The sequence below is a fragment of the Erwinia sp. BNK-24-b genome, from assembly GCF_047456155.1.
Classification (GTDB): Bacteria; Pseudomonadota; Gammaproteobacteria; order Enterobacterales; family Enterobacteriaceae; genus Erwinia; species Erwinia phyllosphaerae.
Genome location: NZ_CP179901.1, coordinates 3424401 through 3438772 on the forward strand (window position 1 = coordinate 3424401; position 14372 = coordinate 3438772).

Genomic DNA, 14372 nt, shown 5'->3' on the forward strand with positions numbered 1-14372 from the left:
CTGTACTTAAGTATGGCTATCATTTTATGAGTGAAAGACGTATTGTATTGGCGAACAAAACAAGAAATACATAATACTATTAAGTAATTAGCAGTTTTTTTTGCCAACACCAAGGGAACCATTCTCCGGCTACCACAATAAATACGTAAGCTTTGTTGTACGATTTGCGTATTTATGGTCGGGTTTGGTTCACCCTCTCTGCCTTTTTCATCAAATAGTGCCTTTGCAAGACTCCCTGATTCCCTCCCGTGTCATATGACGCTACTATACCGCAACGACAGGCTAAAGATGTTGGACGTTATTTATCCAGCGCTTCTTTATTATGCAAATCATCTTAAGTAATCGGCCCGAAAGGGGAACCACGTTAGGTTTGGCTTTGAAAACATGCTAGAGTCGGCTATTGACGATGGAAGCCTCACTTTCTCAGGGAGATAATTACATGTCTAAATCATTCTTTGGTAATCAGGTTATCAACTCTTCTATAAAGGATTATCTGGAGAGAAAGCTGGCAAAATTTAGCCAGGTAAAATATGCCTACGCGATTATGAGTAAAAGAAATCCAGCAGATTTCTCCATCATATCTAACCGGGCAGAATGGTTTAAAGTTTATATTGAAAACAACTTTCAGTTCATTGACCCCGTCTTAATTACTGCACTCTATCGAATTACGCCGTTTTCATGGGATGAAAACATCATGCTCAACAAAGGCGTCAAGGTTCCCAAGCTGTTCGATATGGCCCGTAATCACAATATTATTAACGGCTACACCTTTATTGTTCACGACCAAAACAATAACCTTGTTGTACTTTCTATCATGCTGGATGAGCATTGTGATGACAATATTGAGGAGACAATCCAGAATAATAAATCCCAAATCCAGATGGTGCTGATAGAAACGCACGAGAAGCTCAACGAGCTGTATAAACAGCAGGCCAAAGAAGCAGATTTTAACGAAATGAACACGCGTGAGATTTTTTCAAAACGCGAAAACGAAATTATCTACTGGGCCAGCGTCGGCAAATCTTATCAGGAAATTGCGCTTATTTTGGGGATCAAGCTGACGACCGTAAAATACCACATTGGTAACGCGGTAAAGAAGCTGGGCGTTACCAATATGAAGCATGCTATCAGGCTGAGCATAGAGCTACAGCTGATCAGGCCCGTGTTGACCGACGGGGAATGACAGCGGCCAGGCATCCAGTCTTATCTTTAGCTCGGGTGCCTTAGATTTAACCAGCTCAATAAGTATACGCTGGTTCTTATCGTCGATTGGCATAAATATCAGATAGATGTTTTCGTTTTTCTCGGACAGGCTCTTTTCCACGACTTCTATTTTCCAGCCAGACTTTTTAAAAATAAGATACATTGGATGGCTGACTATCGCGTATATCCCTTCGTACTGATAATGTCTGGCGTAGTTAATCATCGATAAAAAGAGCAGTGCGCTTACGGGTTTCTGTCGCAGTTTAAGCGAGCTTATTCGCTCCTTATCGATAAACAGACGGCTTGCCTCAACGTAATTCCCTTCGGGTAAATCTGTGTTTTTAAACCATGAGCGAAACGTACCGGTAATCATATTAGGGTATTTAGTTTCTATAAACCGTAAACTGCAAACGCAAATATCATTGTGGACGCCAAAAACGTAGGTTGTATGCTCGTTATCATACTCATCAAACTCCATATCGTTCTGGCAGTTGACCATCCAGTTAAGCCTGTCCTTGAAAACCCGTTTTCTCAGAGTGAACAGCTCATTTGATTCAAGATCGGAAAGATGACGATATTTTATATCTAGCAAATCCAACATTTCAGTTATTTCCCTATGCTACTATCTACGTTACTTATGGCCTTTATCAAAACATTACCCGGGAAAGTGCCAGACTTAATTCAACGATCGCAGGCCCTGGTGATAATAAAAAGATAAATGATGAAGACCGGTTTATACCGGCCTTCATTCTACGCTGCATTATAACTTCTGAACAATGCCTTTCCTTTAAGTAGTCTTATGCCCAGCCAGCCTCCGCACGCGGATAGCAAAATGATGCCGGAAAGCGGTAAAGCGAACCACAGCAGATAATCTGGCTGCCACGGAAAATCAAACACTTTACGCTGTAGTCCCCACAGCGCTACTTCAGCACCTACCACGGCCGCTACGCCAGCTACGCCGCCCAGCAGAGCAAACTCGCACCATAAAGTGTTACGCAACAGTGACTTACTGGCACCCAGCGTACGATACACCACCAGCTCCTGCCGACGCTGGCGCATGCCCACCTGAATTTGTGCCAGCAACAGTAACACGCCACATGCCGTCACCAGCACGACCATAATCTCCAGCGCCTGGCTAACCTGCGCCAGTACCCGCCCAATCTGGCGTAAAATGCTGCCAATATCTAACAGGCTGATGGCGGGAAAAGCACGATTCAGCTGGGCCAGCAGCGCGCTGTCGTTGTTCAGGCGAAAGCTGGTCAGCCAGGTCTGTGGCTGACTATCCAGCGCGCCATGCGGAAAGATAAAGAAAAAGTTTGGCTTAAGGCTTTCCCAGTCCACCTTACGCAGGCTGCTGATTTTAGCCGTAAAGGTTTGGGTGTCTCCCGTAAAGGTCAGCGTGTCGCCAGGCCTGACGCCCAGCCTTCCGGCCAGTCCCTCTTCCATAGAGACTTCACCCTGTTGCGGCGGCCAGCGACCGGCAGTCAAAGGATTATGATCCGGCAACTGCTCAAGCCAGGTAAGGTTTAATTCTCGATTCAGCGAATTGTCGAGAGCGGGATCGGCGGGCTGTTGATTAATGTTGGTCAGACGAGCTCTGACCACAGGATAAAAGGTCTGCGGCGTAATATGATGTTGCTGAAGGAAGTCACGAACCTGTGGCACCTGATCTTGCGTAATATTAAGTAAGAAATAGTTGGGGCTGTCCGGTGGAAGCTGCTGCTGCCAGCGATCGAGCAGATCGCCACGCATCACCAGTAACAGCGCAAGCAGCATAAAAGAGAGAGAAAAAGCCGCCAGCTGGCTAAAGGTGGCGGAAGGCTGACGCACCAGCCGATTAACTGCCAGCCGGAACGCCAGATTACGCACGCGCAAACGACGCAATAACAGTAAAGTCCCCCAGCCGATGGCCCCCAGCAGCAGCGTCAGCAGCACGATGCCGCCGGTAAGCGCCCAGAGTAACTTACTGCCGCCAACCAGCAAGGCGAGCAGAACCAGTATCGTCAGCACCATAGCGGGAAGGTAATATTTTAGCGGCCAGACAACGGCTACGGCATCACGCCGCAGTACCCGTAGTGGCTGGGTGGCCAGCAGCAGCAGGTATGGCCTTAATCCCACCAGCAGCGAGATGACAAACAGCGCCCCTGTCGCCCATAGCCAGGGCCAAAAGCTGGCCGGCGGCAGGTCACCCGGCAAAACTGGCCTGAGCATATGCAGCAACAGCGCTTCAAAGCCTTTCCCGATAACGCAGCCACAAACGGCAGCCAGCAGCAGTACTGCACCCCATTGCCCTACGATTAACTTGCGCAAAGCGGCCCGGTTAGCACCCAGGGTTTTTAATACGGCAACCAAATCGTAGCGGCTACGACAGTAATGGTTCATCGCTACCACTACGGCAGCGATGGCCAGCATCAGTGTTAGCAGCGCAGAAAGCAGCAAGAACTGTTGGGCGCGCAGCATCGATTTACCCAGAGCGTCATCGGAGTCGGTAACGCTGATCCAACGCTGGTCTGGCTTAATATGCGAGTTAATATAGCGGTCATAGTTTGCCAGCTGCTGTGGCGTACCGGCAAATTTATAGCGCCACGTCACCCGACTGCCGGGCTGGACGGCAGCCGTTTTTCCGACGTCGGCCAGATTCATTAGCAGGCGCGGCGCGGTCTGAAAAGGATTAAAACCGGCATCCGGTTCCTGAATGACTTCTCCGGCAACCTGTAATGTCGCATCGCCTACATCCAGCTCACTGCCGGGCTTCAGATTAAGTAAGGCCAGCAGGCGCGGCGCGGCTAACACGGTTCCCGCCGCGGGTTTCAAACTTTGAGGGTTGGTTGCCAGCTTGCCAAACATGGGATAGCTATCGTCAACGGCCTTTACCGCCGCCAGCTGTGGCGTATCGCCCGCAAAGGTCATGGTCATAAACGTCAGCTGGCGTCCCGTTTGCAACCCTTCCCTTGCGGCCTCTGCCAGCCACTCCTCCGGTACTTCGCGCGCGCTTTGCAGCGTACGGTCTCCCGCCATATAGTCACGGCTCTGCTGCGTTAAGCCTTTTTCCATTCTGTCGCTGAGCGAGCCAAGCGCCAGCACGCAGGCCACCGCCAGCGTTAACGCCAGCCAGACAATCAGCAGCGACGGCGATTTCCACTCCCGCCAGAACCAGCGCCAGATCATACTTCCTCCTGCAGCCTGCCGTCCCGCACCCTTAACCGGCGATCGCAACGGGCCGCCAGCTGTTCGTCATGGGTAACAAGGATCAGCGTGGTGGCAAAGTCACGGTTGAGTGAAAACAGCAGATCGGCAATGCGTTCGCCGGTGTGGCGATCCAGGTTGCCCGTTGGTTCGTCGGCAAACAGCAGCGTAGGTCGGCCGCTAAATGCTCTGGCCAGCGCCACCCGCTGCTGCTCGCCGCCGGAAAGCTGTGAAGGCAAATGGTTAAGCCGCGCTGCCAGACCAAGCTGGGTGAGCAGGCTTTTAGCCTGTTCCCGGCTTTGTGCATCGCTTTCGCCGCGTAGCAGCGCCGGAAGCTGCACGTTTTCCAGCGCGTTCAGCGTAGGCACCAGCATAAAGGACTGAAAAACGAAGCCCACGCTTTTGGCCCGTAGTTCTGCACGCTGCTCTTCATTCATCTGGTGCAGTGGCGACCCAAGTAAAAAAACCTCGCCTGCCGACCCATCGTCAAGCCCGGCCAGGATGCCTAACAAGGTTGATTTGCCGGAGCCTGACTCGCCGACCAGGGCAATAGTTTCCGCCGGTTTGACAACCAGCTCAACTCCGGTAAGGATGGAAAGCTGATGCTCACCCTGACCGACGGACTTACTAAGACGATGAACTGCAAGAATGTTTTCCGCTGGCATTACCTTGTCCTGTTATTTTTAGCTTTAACGACGCTGCGCGCGGCGGCGGCAGAGCATTTGCTGGTGCTCGGCGACAGCCTGAGTGCGGGTTACCGCATGTCAGCCAGCGCCGCGTGGCCCGCGCTACTCAATGATAAATGGGAAAAATCGCCTGGCGTTGTTAACGGTAGCATAAGTGGCGATACCTCGGCGCAGGGGCTGGCTCGCCTGCCTGCGCTACTTAAACTGCACCAGCCTCGCTGGGTACTGATTGAACTGGGCGGAAATGATGGCCTGCGTGGGTTTCCTCCTGGCCAGACAGAGCAAACTTTAAGGCAGATTATTCAGCAGGTTAAAACTGCCGGGGCGCAGCCGCTGCTGATGCAAATCCGTTTACCGGCCAACTATGGCCGCCGTTATACTGAAGCGTTCAGCGCTGTTTACCCGCGGCTGGCGAAGGAGTTTTCTCTGCCCCTGGTTCCCTTTTTCATGGAGCAGGTTTACCTGAAACCTGAATGGATGCAGCAGGACGGTATCCATCCTAATCCTGCCGCACAGCCTTTTATCGCCGATTTAATGGCAAAAGAGCTGGCTCCGCTAGTTAAGCATGAGTCAGCGGAATCAAAGCAGGCTAACAGGTAAAGTTATGCAAAAAAAAGTAGTAATAACCGGTTGTTCCAGCGGTATCGGCCTGGTGGCCGCCAACGATCTCCTGCGTCGTGGCTACCATGTTTTTGCTGCCTGCCGGAAGCCGCAAGACGTCCAGCGTATGAACGATTTGGGTTTTACCGGCATTGAGCTGGATCTGGACAGCAGCGAAAGCGTAGTCCGTGCCGCAGAGCAAATTCTTGAGCTAAGCGGTAACCAGCTTTACGCCCTGTTCAACAACGGCGGCTTCGGCGTTTATGGCCCGTTGACCGCCATCAGCCGCCAGCAGCTGGAACAGCAGTTTGCGACTAATCTTTTTGGTACGCATCAGCTGACGATGCTGCTGCTTCCGGCTTTACGCGCCGGCGGCGAGGCGCGGATTATTAATACCAGCTCAATCATGGGGCTGGTTTCCACGCCGGGCCGGGGCGCCTACGCCGCCAGCAAATATGCGCTGGAAGCCTGGACAGATGCGCTACGAATGGAGCTTCACGGCAGCGGCGTTAAGGTCAGCCTGCTGGAGCCGGGCCCAATCAAAACCCGCTTTACGGACAATGTTAACCAGGCCGAGCAGGACAAACCGGTGAAAAATCCCGGCATCGCGGCCCGCTTTACGCTGCCGCCAGAGGCAATTTTACCCAAACTACATCATGCGCTGGAAAGCCGACACCCACGCTTGCGTTATCCCGTGACGTTGGTTGCGCATGTACTGAGTCTGTTGCGGCGTTTGCTACCCGGCTGGATGCTGGATCGCATTTTGCGCGGTTAAGCGGCCTGAATCTCAGGTAAAGCTTGAAGCGCATACATCTGCCCCAATAGAGTAAGAAACCCAGAATAAAGAGACGAATTCATGTCACCACAAGCTGCCATTGTTACTATTAACGAAAGTAATCTGCACCAGACGCTTGAACAGTCGATGCAGATCCCCGTGCTGTTTTACTTCTGGTCTGCGCGCAGTCAGCATTGCCAGGAGTTAACGCCGGTGCTGGAGCGTCTGGCGCAGGAGTATGCGGGCCAGTTCCTGCTGGCCGAGCTGGACTGCGATGCGGAACCGGCCGTCGCCCAGCAGTTTGGTCTGCGCTCAATTCCAACCGTCTATCTGTTCCAGAACGGCCAGCCGGTTGACGGTTTTCAGGGCCCGCAGCCTGAAGAAGCTATCCGCGCGCTGCTGCATAAGGTCCTGCCCAAAGAAGAAGAGCTGAAGGCTCAGCAGGCGATGCAGCTTATGCAGGAAGGCAAAACGCTGGAAGCGCTGCCGCTGCTGAAAGAAGCCTGGCAGCTAAGCCAGCAAAGCAGCGAAATCGGTTTTCTGCTGGCCGAAGCCTTACTAGATCTAAACCGCAGCGATGAAGCGCAGGCCGTGCTGGACGTAGTGCCATTGCAGGATAAAGACACGCGTTACCAGGGACTGCTGGCGCGCATCGATCTGCTGAAGCAGGCCGCCGACACGCCTGAAATTCAGCTGTTGCAGCAGCAGAGCGACGCAGAGCCGGACAATGCTGAACTGGCCACTAAACTGGCCGTGCAGCTTCATCAGGTAGGACGTAATGAAGAAGCGCTGGCGCTGCTGTTCAGCCATCTGAAAAAAGATTTAGGTGCCGCAGACGGCCAGGCACGCAAAATATTGCAGGAGATTCTGGCGGCCTTAGGAACAGGCGATGCGCTGGCAGCAAAATATCGTCGGCAGCTTTACTCTTTACTCTATTAAGTTAACACGCGGGCCGAATGAATCGGCCCGTTTATCAACAGCCCGGAGGTTATATGCTTACTGTTATTCCCGTTATCGTTCTCGTCGCGCTGGTCATTGTCTGGTCAGGCATAAAAATTGTTCCTCAGGGGTATCAGTGGACGGTCGAGCGCTTTGGCCGCTACACCAAAACCCTGCAGCCCGGCCTTAACCTGCTTGTGCCCTTCATGGACCGCGTTGGCCGAAAAATCAACATGATGGAACAGGTGCTGGATATCCCTTCCCAGGAGATCATCTCCAAAGATAACGCCAGCGTCACTATCGACGCGGTCTGCTTTATTCAGGTTATCGATTCTGCGCGGGCGGCTTATGAAGTCAGCAACCTTGAGCTGGCGATCGTGAATCTGACCATGACCAATATGCGTACCGTACTGGGGTCGATGGAGCTGGATGAGATGCTGTCGCAGCGTGACAACATTAATACCCGACTGCTGCGCATCGTCGATGAAGCGACCAACCCATGGGGCATAAAGATTACCCGCATTGAGATCCGTGACGTGCGGCCGCCAGCGGAGCTGATCGCGTCCATGAACGCGCAGATGAAGGCTGAACGTACCAAGCGTGCCGACATTCTGGAAGCGGAAGGCGTGCGACAGGCGGCGATACTGCGCGCCGAAGGCGAAAAACAGGCGCAGATCCTGAAAGCGGAAGGCGAACGCCAGTCGGCCTTTTTACAGGCAGAAGCACGGGAAAGAAGCGCAGAAGCAGAAGCGCAGGCGACAAAAATGGTTTCGGAAGCCATCGCTGCCGGGGATATTCAGGCTATTAACTACTTTGTGGCGCAAAAATATACCGACGCGCTACAGCAGATTGGCACCTCCCACAGCAGCAAAATGATTATGATGCCGCTGGAAGCTTCCAGCCTGCTTGGTTCAGTGGCCGGCATCGCTGAGCTTCTGAAAGAAACCAGCAAAGATCGGGAGTCGTAATGCCACACGATCTGTTAGCCAATCCCTCCTGGCTCTGGCTGACGCTGGGGGGCACTCTGCTGGCCGCTGAAATGCTGGGGGCCAGCGGGTACCTGCTGTGGAGCGGCGTCGCCGCCGTGCTGGTTAGCGTGCTGGTCTGGCTGGTGCCGCTGCCGTGGGAATGGCAGGGGCTCTGTTTTGCCACGTTAACGGTGCTGTGCGCGCTATGGTGGTATTACTGGCTGCGTGGACGAGAGAGAAAACAGCCGCCCTCTTCGCTTAATCAGCGCGGTAACCAGCTGATTGGCACAGAGCTGCTGCTGGCTGAGGCACTGCGCGACGGAATTGGACACGTGCACATTGGCGACAGCAGCTGGCGAGTCCAGGCAACGGAGGATTTAGCAGCCGGTACGCCGGTGACCGTGGTCGGCGTTGAAGGGATTACGCTGCGCATCGTCAGGCGGTCTGGCACCTCGCCAGCCTCTGACCGGCTTCTACATCGGTAACCGGGCCGCCGTCAGACCTTTTTCTGCCCATGACAGCAGCCCAGTAAATCATTAATGATCGGGCAGTCGGCACTATCGTCGCCGGGACAGCTTGCCGCGAGCGCCAGCAAACGCTCGCGCATCAGGTTCAGCTCCTGAATGTGCGCTTCAATCCCGGCAACTTTTTCCAGCGTTCTGGCTTTGACATCTGCGCTATGGCGCTGTGGATTATGAAACAGCGCAAGCATTTCACGGCACTCTTCCAGGTTGAACCCCACCTGGCGTGCCTGGCGCAGCAGCGTCAGCTCTTCCAGATGCTTTGCGTTGTAAAGTCGATAGCCGTTTTCACCTCTTGACGGCGCCGTCATCAGGCCTTTTTCTTCATAAAAACGGATCGCCTTGCTGGTCAGCCCGGTTTTTCGAGCCACGTCGCTGATATTCATCTTCAACCTTTGCAAATCAAGTTTACCGGGGGATAGTAGCATCCCTGCCGCCGATGACTAAAATAAACGCACCGACCGTTTGACCTTCCCCTTGATGGAAGGTTTAACCTTAGCAATAACGGTAAAACGTGCCAAAGCAAAACAGAAGGAGTTTCTATGTCACAGACTATTTTATTATCACTGGATGGCCTGTCCTGCGGCCACTGCATAAAAAGGGTCAAAGAAACGCTGGAGCAGCGTGACGACGTTGAGCAGGCAGAAGTCTCGCTCAATGAAGCCCGCATCAGCGGCAGCGCAAACCCTGCCGATCTGATCGCCGCCGTCGAGCAGGCAGGTTATGAGGCCGCGCTGGCAGACAACGCCTCCCCAAAGACTGAACCGCTGACAGACTCAGAACCTCAGCCGGAAGCGCTGACAGCGGCCCCAACCCAGCTTCCGGCACAGAATGAAAGTTTTCACCTGCTGATTAACGGCATGAGCTGCGCCAGCTGCGTCAGCCGTGTCCAGAACGCTTTGCAACAGGTGCCTGGCATTACGCAGGCACGCGTCAATCTTGCCGAACGTAGCGCGCTGGTGACGGGAGAAGCGTCACCGGACGTGCTGATTAAAGCCGTACAGAATGCGGGCTACGAAGCAGAGATCATTGAAGACGAAAACGAACGCCGGACAAAGCAGCAGCAGTCTGCGCTTAAAGCGATGCGCCGTTTTCGCTGGCAGGCGATTGTTGCTCTGGCGTTTGGTATACCGCTAATGATCTGGGGCATGCTCGGCGACAATATGATGCTGAGCGACGCCAACCGCCCCACCTGGTTAGTGCTGGGTGCCCTGACGCTGCTGATCATGGTGGTTACCGGTAGCCACTTTTATCGTAGCGCCTGGCGCAGCCTGCTGAAAGGCAGTGCCACTATGGATACGCTGGTGGCGCTGGGCACGGCCGCCGCCTGGCTCTACTCTACCGCCGTGAGCTTATGGCCTGCCGCTTTTCCTCCTGAAGCCCGCCATCTCTATTTTGAAGCCAGCGTGATGATTATCGGCCTTATCAACCTGGGTCACATGCTGGAACAGCGCGCCCGCCAGCGCGCTTCCCGGGCGCTTGAGCGCCTGCTGGATCTTACGCCGCCGGTCGCCCGCCTGGTAGAACAAGGCCAGGAAAGAACGGTGCCGCTAAGCGAAGTGCAGCCGGGCATGACGCTGCGCCTGACTACGGGCGACCGCGTACCCGTTGACGGCGAGATTACACAGGGCGAAGCCTGGCTGGATGAAGCCATGCTGACCGGTGAAGCCTTGCCGCAGCAAAAGGCAAAAGGTGACAAAGTTCATGCAGGCACGGTGATGCAGGATGGCAGCGTGCTTTTTTCTGCCAGTGCGGTAGGCAAAAATACGACGCTTTCGCGCATTGTTAATCTGGTGCGCCAGGCACAAAGCAGCAAGCCAGAGATCGGCAGGCTGGCAGACAGAATTTCCGCCGTCTTTGTTCCCATTGTGGTGGCGATAGCCTTGCTGAGCGCGGCGGTCTGGTACTTTGTCGGGCCAGCGCCGCAGCTCGCCTATACGCTGGCGGTGGCTACCACGGTGCTGATTATCGCCTGTCCGTGCGCGCTGGGGCTGGCCACGCCCATGTCTATTATTGCCGGAACGGGACGGGCCGCCGAGTTTGGCGTGCTGGTGCGCGATGCCGATGCGCTACAGCAGGCCAGTACCCTTTCCACGCTGGTCTTTGATAAAACCGGCACCCTGACGGAAGGTAAACCGCAGGTTGCGGAGATTACGCTTTTTAACGGTGCTGATGAAAAGCAGGTATTACGCTATGCTGCGGCGCTGGAACAGGGTTCGCAGCATCCGCTGGCTCGGGCCATAGTGGAACGGGCGGGTGATACTGCGTTTCCGGAAGTCTCCGGCTTCCGTACCACAGGCGGCCTGGGCGTTAGCGGCATCATCAACGGCAAAAAGCTATGGCTGGGCAATCGTGCGATGATGCAGCAGCAGCAGATCGCTATGGACGACATGGAGCAGCAAATTGCGTCTCGGGCAGCAAAAGGCATGACCCCGGTCTTGCTGGCAGTTGAAGGCGAGATCCATGCCATATTTTCTATTCGCGATCCGTTACGTAAAGAGAGCGTCGCCACGCTACAGCACCTCCACCAGCAGGGTTATAAGCTGGTGATGCTGACCGGCGACAATGAGATAACCGCGCAGGCTATCGCAAAAGAAGCCGGAATCGACAAAGTGATTGCGGGCGTGCTGCCCGACGGTAAAGCTGAGGCAATCCGTCAGCTACAGCAGCAGGGCCAGCAGGTCGCCATGATTGGCGACGGTATCAACGATGCGCCCGCGCTGGCGCAGGCGGATGTCGGCATAGCCATCGGCAGCGGCAGCGACGTGGCGATAGAAAGCGCGGGTATTACGCTGATGCGTCACGATCTGCACGCGATTATTGATGCGCTGGCAATTGCAAAAGCCACGCTGCGCAATATGCGACAGAATTTACTGGGCGCGTTTATTTATAACGCCTGTGGTATTCCGATTGCGGCTGGCGTGCTTTATCCGCTGACCGGTACCTTGCTTAGCCCGGTCATTGCGGGTGCAGCCATGGCCCTCTCCTCCGTCACCGTGGTCAGCAACGCCAACAGGCTGCTTCGCTATCGGCCTTAGCAGAACGACTTTCAGTGCTTGTCTGAAAGACTGGTTTCCCACTGTCCTTCAGTGGGTTAAACCATTAGCATGGGCAGATAACCTGGAAGGCGGAACCAATGGGAAATTTATTACGCAAAGCAGCAGCGCTGTGGCGCAGACTGTCGCCAGTCTCCTATGCCTATCCGGCACAGGATATTGCCACCGGCCCCTGCCGTCTGCATCTGGTCGGCAGTATCCATATGGGCACGCAAAACATGACGCCGCTGCCGGTGGCTTTACAGAAAAAGCTGTCGCAGGCCGACGCACTAATTGTCGAAGCGGATATTACTTCTGGCGTTTCGCCTTTCAGCGAAAGCGAATTTTGTCTGCCGCTGGCCGAACGACTGAGCGCCGACGAGCACAATCAGCTGGGTCGCCTTTGTCAGGAAGTGGGCATTGACAGAGAAATGCTGGATAACCTGCCGGCCTGGCAGATTGCGCTGATGTTGCAGGCGCAGCAGGCCCAGCGTCTGGGACTGCGGGCAGAGCACGGTATCGATTTTCAGCTGCTGAAGGCGGCAAAAGCACAGCGGAAAAAAATTATCGAGCTGGAAGGGCCGCAAACGCAGCTGGCACTGCTGAAGGCGCTGCCTGATAACGGCCTGTCGCTGTTGCAGGATACGCTCAAGCACTGGCATACCAATGCCCGGCTGCTGCAAACCATGATCGGCTGGTGGCTGGAAAAGCCGCCAGTCAACAGCCAGCTGGCGCTGCCCGCCACGTTTAACAGCGCGTTAAATGATGTGCTGATGCTACAGCGCAATCAGCGCTGGTATCATGAGCTGACAGCCTTGCCGCCCGGCGACTACGTGGTGGCCGTGGGCGCGCTGCATCTTTACGGTGAAGGGAATCTGCCTGACCTGCTAAAAAAGTAAAAAAAGGGCCGGTATCGCTACCAGCCCGTTAAAAAGGTATTTTTTTATGATTTTAGTTCGCCGCTGGCAATTGGCTTGCTGACGGGGGAGCAGATTGTCGCCTGGAGTCCGAATTTTATCCAGTACTTTTTTTCATCACTTTTTGCCATTCTATGTTAAAAGGAAAACGGTCATGACCCCGGCAGTAAAATTCCTTGAAAAACAAAAAGTAAAATTTAAGTTACACAGCTATGAGCACGACAGCGGTGATACCCACTACGGTGATGAAGCCGTTCGCAAACTAAACCAGGACGCTAACCGGGTTTATAAAACGCTGCTGGTTGCCCTGAACGGTGATGCCAAAACGCTGGCGGTTGCCGTGACGCCCGTTGCCGGGCAGCTGGATTTAAAGCACATGGCGAAATCACTGGGTGTTAAAAAGGTGGAAATGGCCGATCCACAGATTGCGCAGCGTACCACGGGCTATCAGACGGGCGGCATCAGTCCGCTGGGGCAAAAAAAACGTCTGCCTACCGTTGTTGACGAGCTGGCGCAGCACTTTCCCACCATTTTTATTTCGGGCGGCCGCCGCGGGCTGGAAATCGAAATTTCCCCGCAGGACTTAGTGCAGCAGCTGGATGCGATTTTTGCCGATATTGCGAAACGTGATTAAAAAAGCGGTTCTCCGGCCTCGTCAGCAGGCTGGTCTGAAAGCCGGTCGAGCATCCAGCGGCCTGCCGGGCCCGGGGGCGACTGGCGTGACCAGACGGCATCCACCAGAATATTCTGCGGCCAGCCGCTGACGGGCAGCTCGCGCAGTAGCCGATGTCCAAACTGCTGCACCATCCAGCGCGGCAATACCGTCCAGCCAAATCCCTGCTCTGCCATCTCCATCAGCAGCAGATAAGAAGGTGCCGACCATACGCCCTTTCCCGCCCGATAGTGCCGGTTCGCGCCCGTATTCAGACAAAGTTGCCGCACGCTTTTTAAGGCGTCCTCACTGACTTCAGGTAGCTGTGCCAGCGGATGATCCCGATGCAGATAGATAGCCAACTGCGCCTTCACCTGTAGCCTCGTCGTTGCAATATCTTCCGGATAGCCGGGCTGGACGCGGATCACTCCAATATGCGCTCTGCCCGCCTGAATCAGATCGATAATGTCGCCGTCTTCGGCAATCATGCATTCAAAATCAATTTGCGGATAACGTACCGCAAAACGCTGCAGTAGTGATTCGTGATAGTCCGCCTGCCAGAAATCAGAAATGACCATGCTTAAACAGGGTTCAACAGCGCCCGCCAGCCTGACCGCCAGCTCATCCAGCCGCTCGCTGGCCGCCAGAATTTCTCTGACCTGTGCCAGCACGCGTTGCCCGCTTTCCGTTAATACTGGCGTACGTGCTTCCCGGCTGAACAGCATCAGGCCAAGATCGGCTTCCAGATTAGCGACCGCCGTACTGACAGTTGACTGGCTTTTGCGCAATGCACGCGCGGCGGCAGAAAAGGAGCCTTTTTCGACCGTCTGAACAAAAGCCTGCAAGGATTCCGGTGAATAACGCATCAAAGTATCGCTTTTTTCGATAGG

The 14372-nt window shown here is 54.5% G+C and carries 14 protein-coding genes; 9 read left to right on the forward strand and 5 right to left on the reverse strand.

The window, feature by feature from the left end:
* Positions 1 to 439 precede the first annotated feature (439 nt).
* Positions 440 to 1183, forward strand: coding sequence for a helix-turn-helix transcriptional regulator (locus ACMGGR_RS15675; RefSeq protein WP_246758625.1), 744 nt, complete (start codon positions 440 to 442; stop codon positions 1181 to 1183).
* Here ACMGGR_RS15675 and ACMGGR_RS15680 read toward each other — a convergent pair.
* From ACMGGR_RS15680 to ybbA, 3 genes are all read right to left on the reverse strand, one after another.
* Entirely contained in the window at positions 1145 to 1804 is a 660-nt protein-coding gene (locus tag ACMGGR_RS15680; RefSeq protein WP_246758624.1) for an acyl-homoserine-lactone synthase, read from the reverse strand. The genes ACMGGR_RS15675 and ACMGGR_RS15680 overlap by 39 nt on opposite strands.
* 149 nt (positions 1805 to 1953) lie before the next feature.
* Positions 1954 to 4371, reverse strand: coding sequence for a putative ABC transporter permease subunit YbbP (ybbP, locus tag ACMGGR_RS15685; protein WP_414147297.1), 2418 nt, complete (start codon positions 4369 to 4371; stop codon positions 1954 to 1956).
* Complete coding sequence (ybbA, locus tag ACMGGR_RS15690) at positions 4368 to 5054, reverse strand: putative ABC transporter ATP-binding protein YbbA (protein ID WP_246758622.1); 687 nt, start codon at positions 5052 to 5054, stop codon at positions 4368 to 4370. The genes ybbP and ybbA overlap by 4 nt, the downstream gene beginning before the upstream one ends.
* Between ybbA and tesA the strand changes: the two genes are divergently transcribed.
* From tesA to ACMGGR_RS15715, 5 genes are all read left to right on the forward strand, one after another.
* A complete protein-coding gene (tesA, locus tag ACMGGR_RS15695) occupies positions 5025 to 5675 on the forward strand; it encodes a multifunctional acyl-CoA thioesterase I/protease I/lysophospholipase L1 (protein ID WP_246758620.1) in 651 nt (216 codons plus the stop codon). The two genes, ybbA and tesA, sit on opposite strands and share 30 nt — an antisense overlap.
* 4 nt (positions 5676 to 5679) lie before the next feature.
* Complete coding sequence (locus ACMGGR_RS15700) at positions 5680 to 6450, forward strand: SDR family oxidoreductase (protein WP_414147298.1); 771 nt, start codon at positions 5680 to 5682, stop codon at positions 6448 to 6450.
* An 81-nt stretch (positions 6451 to 6531) separates the two neighbouring features.
* A complete protein-coding gene (locus ACMGGR_RS15705) occupies positions 6532 to 7389 on the forward strand; it encodes a co-chaperone YbbN (protein ID WP_246758618.1) in 858 nt (285 codons plus the stop codon).
* Positions 7390 to 7442: 53 nt separating this feature from the next.
* On the forward strand, positions 7443 to 8357 hold the full coding sequence (locus ACMGGR_RS15710) for an SPFH domain-containing protein (RefSeq protein WP_246758617.1): 915 nt from the start codon (positions 7443 to 7445) through the stop codon (positions 8355 to 8357).
* A complete protein-coding gene (locus tag ACMGGR_RS15715) occupies positions 8357 to 8842 on the forward strand; it encodes an NfeD family protein (protein WP_246758616.1) in 486 nt (161 codons plus the stop codon). The genes ACMGGR_RS15710 and ACMGGR_RS15715 overlap by 1 nt, the downstream gene beginning before the upstream one ends.
* Positions 8843 to 8853: 11 nt before the next feature.
* Here the strand turns inward: ACMGGR_RS15715 and cueR are convergent, their stop codons facing one another.
* On the reverse strand, positions 8854 to 9264 hold the full coding sequence (cueR, locus tag ACMGGR_RS15720) for a Cu(I)-responsive transcriptional regulator (protein WP_246758615.1): 411 nt from the start codon (positions 9262 to 9264) through the stop codon (positions 8854 to 8856).
* A gap of 156 nt (positions 9265 to 9420) precedes the next feature.
* On the opposite strand from cueR, the gene copA reads away from it, so the two are divergent.
* The 3 genes from copA to ybaK all read left to right on the forward strand — a co-directional run bounded on the left by copA (position 9421) and on the right by ybaK (position 13464).
* Positions 9421 to 11916 (forward strand): copper-exporting P-type ATPase CopA, encoded by a 2496-nt coding sequence (gene copA / locus ACMGGR_RS15725; RefSeq protein WP_414147299.1) that lies wholly within the window; start codon positions 9421 to 9423, stop codon positions 11914 to 11916.
* Positions 11917 to 12014: 98 nt separating this feature from the next.
* Positions 12015 to 12812, forward strand: coding sequence for a TraB/GumN family protein (locus tag ACMGGR_RS15730; protein ID WP_414147300.1), 798 nt, complete (start codon positions 12015 to 12017; stop codon positions 12810 to 12812).
* Between the two features lie 172 nt (positions 12813 to 12984).
* Positions 12985 to 13464, forward strand: a complete 480-nt coding sequence (gene ybaK / locus ACMGGR_RS15735) for a Cys-tRNA(Pro)/Cys-tRNA(Cys) deacylase YbaK (protein WP_414147301.1) — start codon at positions 12985 to 12987, stop codon at positions 13462 to 13464.
* Here the strand turns inward: ybaK and ACMGGR_RS15740 are convergent.
* A complete protein-coding gene (locus tag ACMGGR_RS15740) occupies positions 13461 to 14348 on the reverse strand; it encodes a LysR family transcriptional regulator (protein WP_414147302.1) in 888 nt (295 codons plus the stop codon). The genes ybaK and ACMGGR_RS15740 overlap by 4 nt on opposite strands.
* Positions 14349 to 14372 lie beyond the last annotated feature (24 nt).

Bases quoted from the DNA above. Each gene is read 5' to 3' on its own strand.
- ACMGGR_RS15710 (WP_246758617.1), top strand. From the start codon at position 7,443: ATGCTTACTGTTATTCCCGTTATCGTTCTCGTCGCGCTGGTCATTGTC.
- ACMGGR_RS15705 (WP_246758618.1), top strand. From the start codon at position 6,532: ATGTCACCACAAGCTGCCATTGTTACTATTAACGAAAGTAATCTGCAC.
- ACMGGR_RS15675 (WP_246758625.1), top strand. From the start codon at position 440: ATGTCTAAATCATTCTTTGGTAATCAGGTTATCAACTCTTCTATAAAG.
- ACMGGR_RS15700 (WP_414147298.1), top strand. From the start codon at position 5,680: ATGCAAAAAAAAGTAGTAATAACCGGTTGTTCCAGCGGTATCGGCCTG.
- cueR (WP_246758615.1), bottom strand. From the start codon at position 9,264: ATGAATATCAGCGACGTGGCTCGAAAAACCGGGCTGACCAGCAAGGCG.
- ACMGGR_RS15740 (WP_414147302.1), bottom strand. From the start codon at position 14,348: ATGCGTTATTCACCGGAATCCTTGCAGGCTTTTGTTCAGACGGTCGAA.
- ybbA (WP_246758622.1), bottom strand. From the start codon at position 5,054: ATGCCAGCGGAAAACATTCTTGCAGTTCATCGTCTTAGTAAGTCCGTC.
- ACMGGR_RS15730 (WP_414147300.1), top strand. From the start codon at position 12,015: ATGGGAAATTTATTACGCAAAGCAGCAGCGCTGTGGCGCAGACTGTCG.
- ACMGGR_RS15715 (WP_246758616.1), top strand. From the start codon at position 8,357: ATGCCACACGATCTGTTAGCCAATCCCTCCTGGCTCTGGCTGACGCTG.
- ybaK (WP_414147301.1), top strand. From the start codon at position 12,985: ATGACCCCGGCAGTAAAATTCCTTGAAAAACAAAAAGTAAAATTTAAG.
- ybbP (WP_414147297.1), bottom strand. From the start codon at position 4,371: ATGATCTGGCGCTGGTTCTGGCGGGAGTGGAAATCGCCGTCGCTGCTG.
- copA (WP_414147299.1), top strand. From the start codon at position 9,421: ATGTCACAGACTATTTTATTATCACTGGATGGCCTGTCCTGCGGCCAC.
- tesA (WP_246758620.1), top strand. From the start codon at position 5,025: ATGAACTGCAAGAATGTTTTCCGCTGGCATTACCTTGTCCTGTTATTT.
- ACMGGR_RS15680 (WP_246758624.1), bottom strand. From the start codon at position 1,804: ATGTTGGATTTGCTAGATATAAAATATCGTCATCTTTCCGATCTTGAA.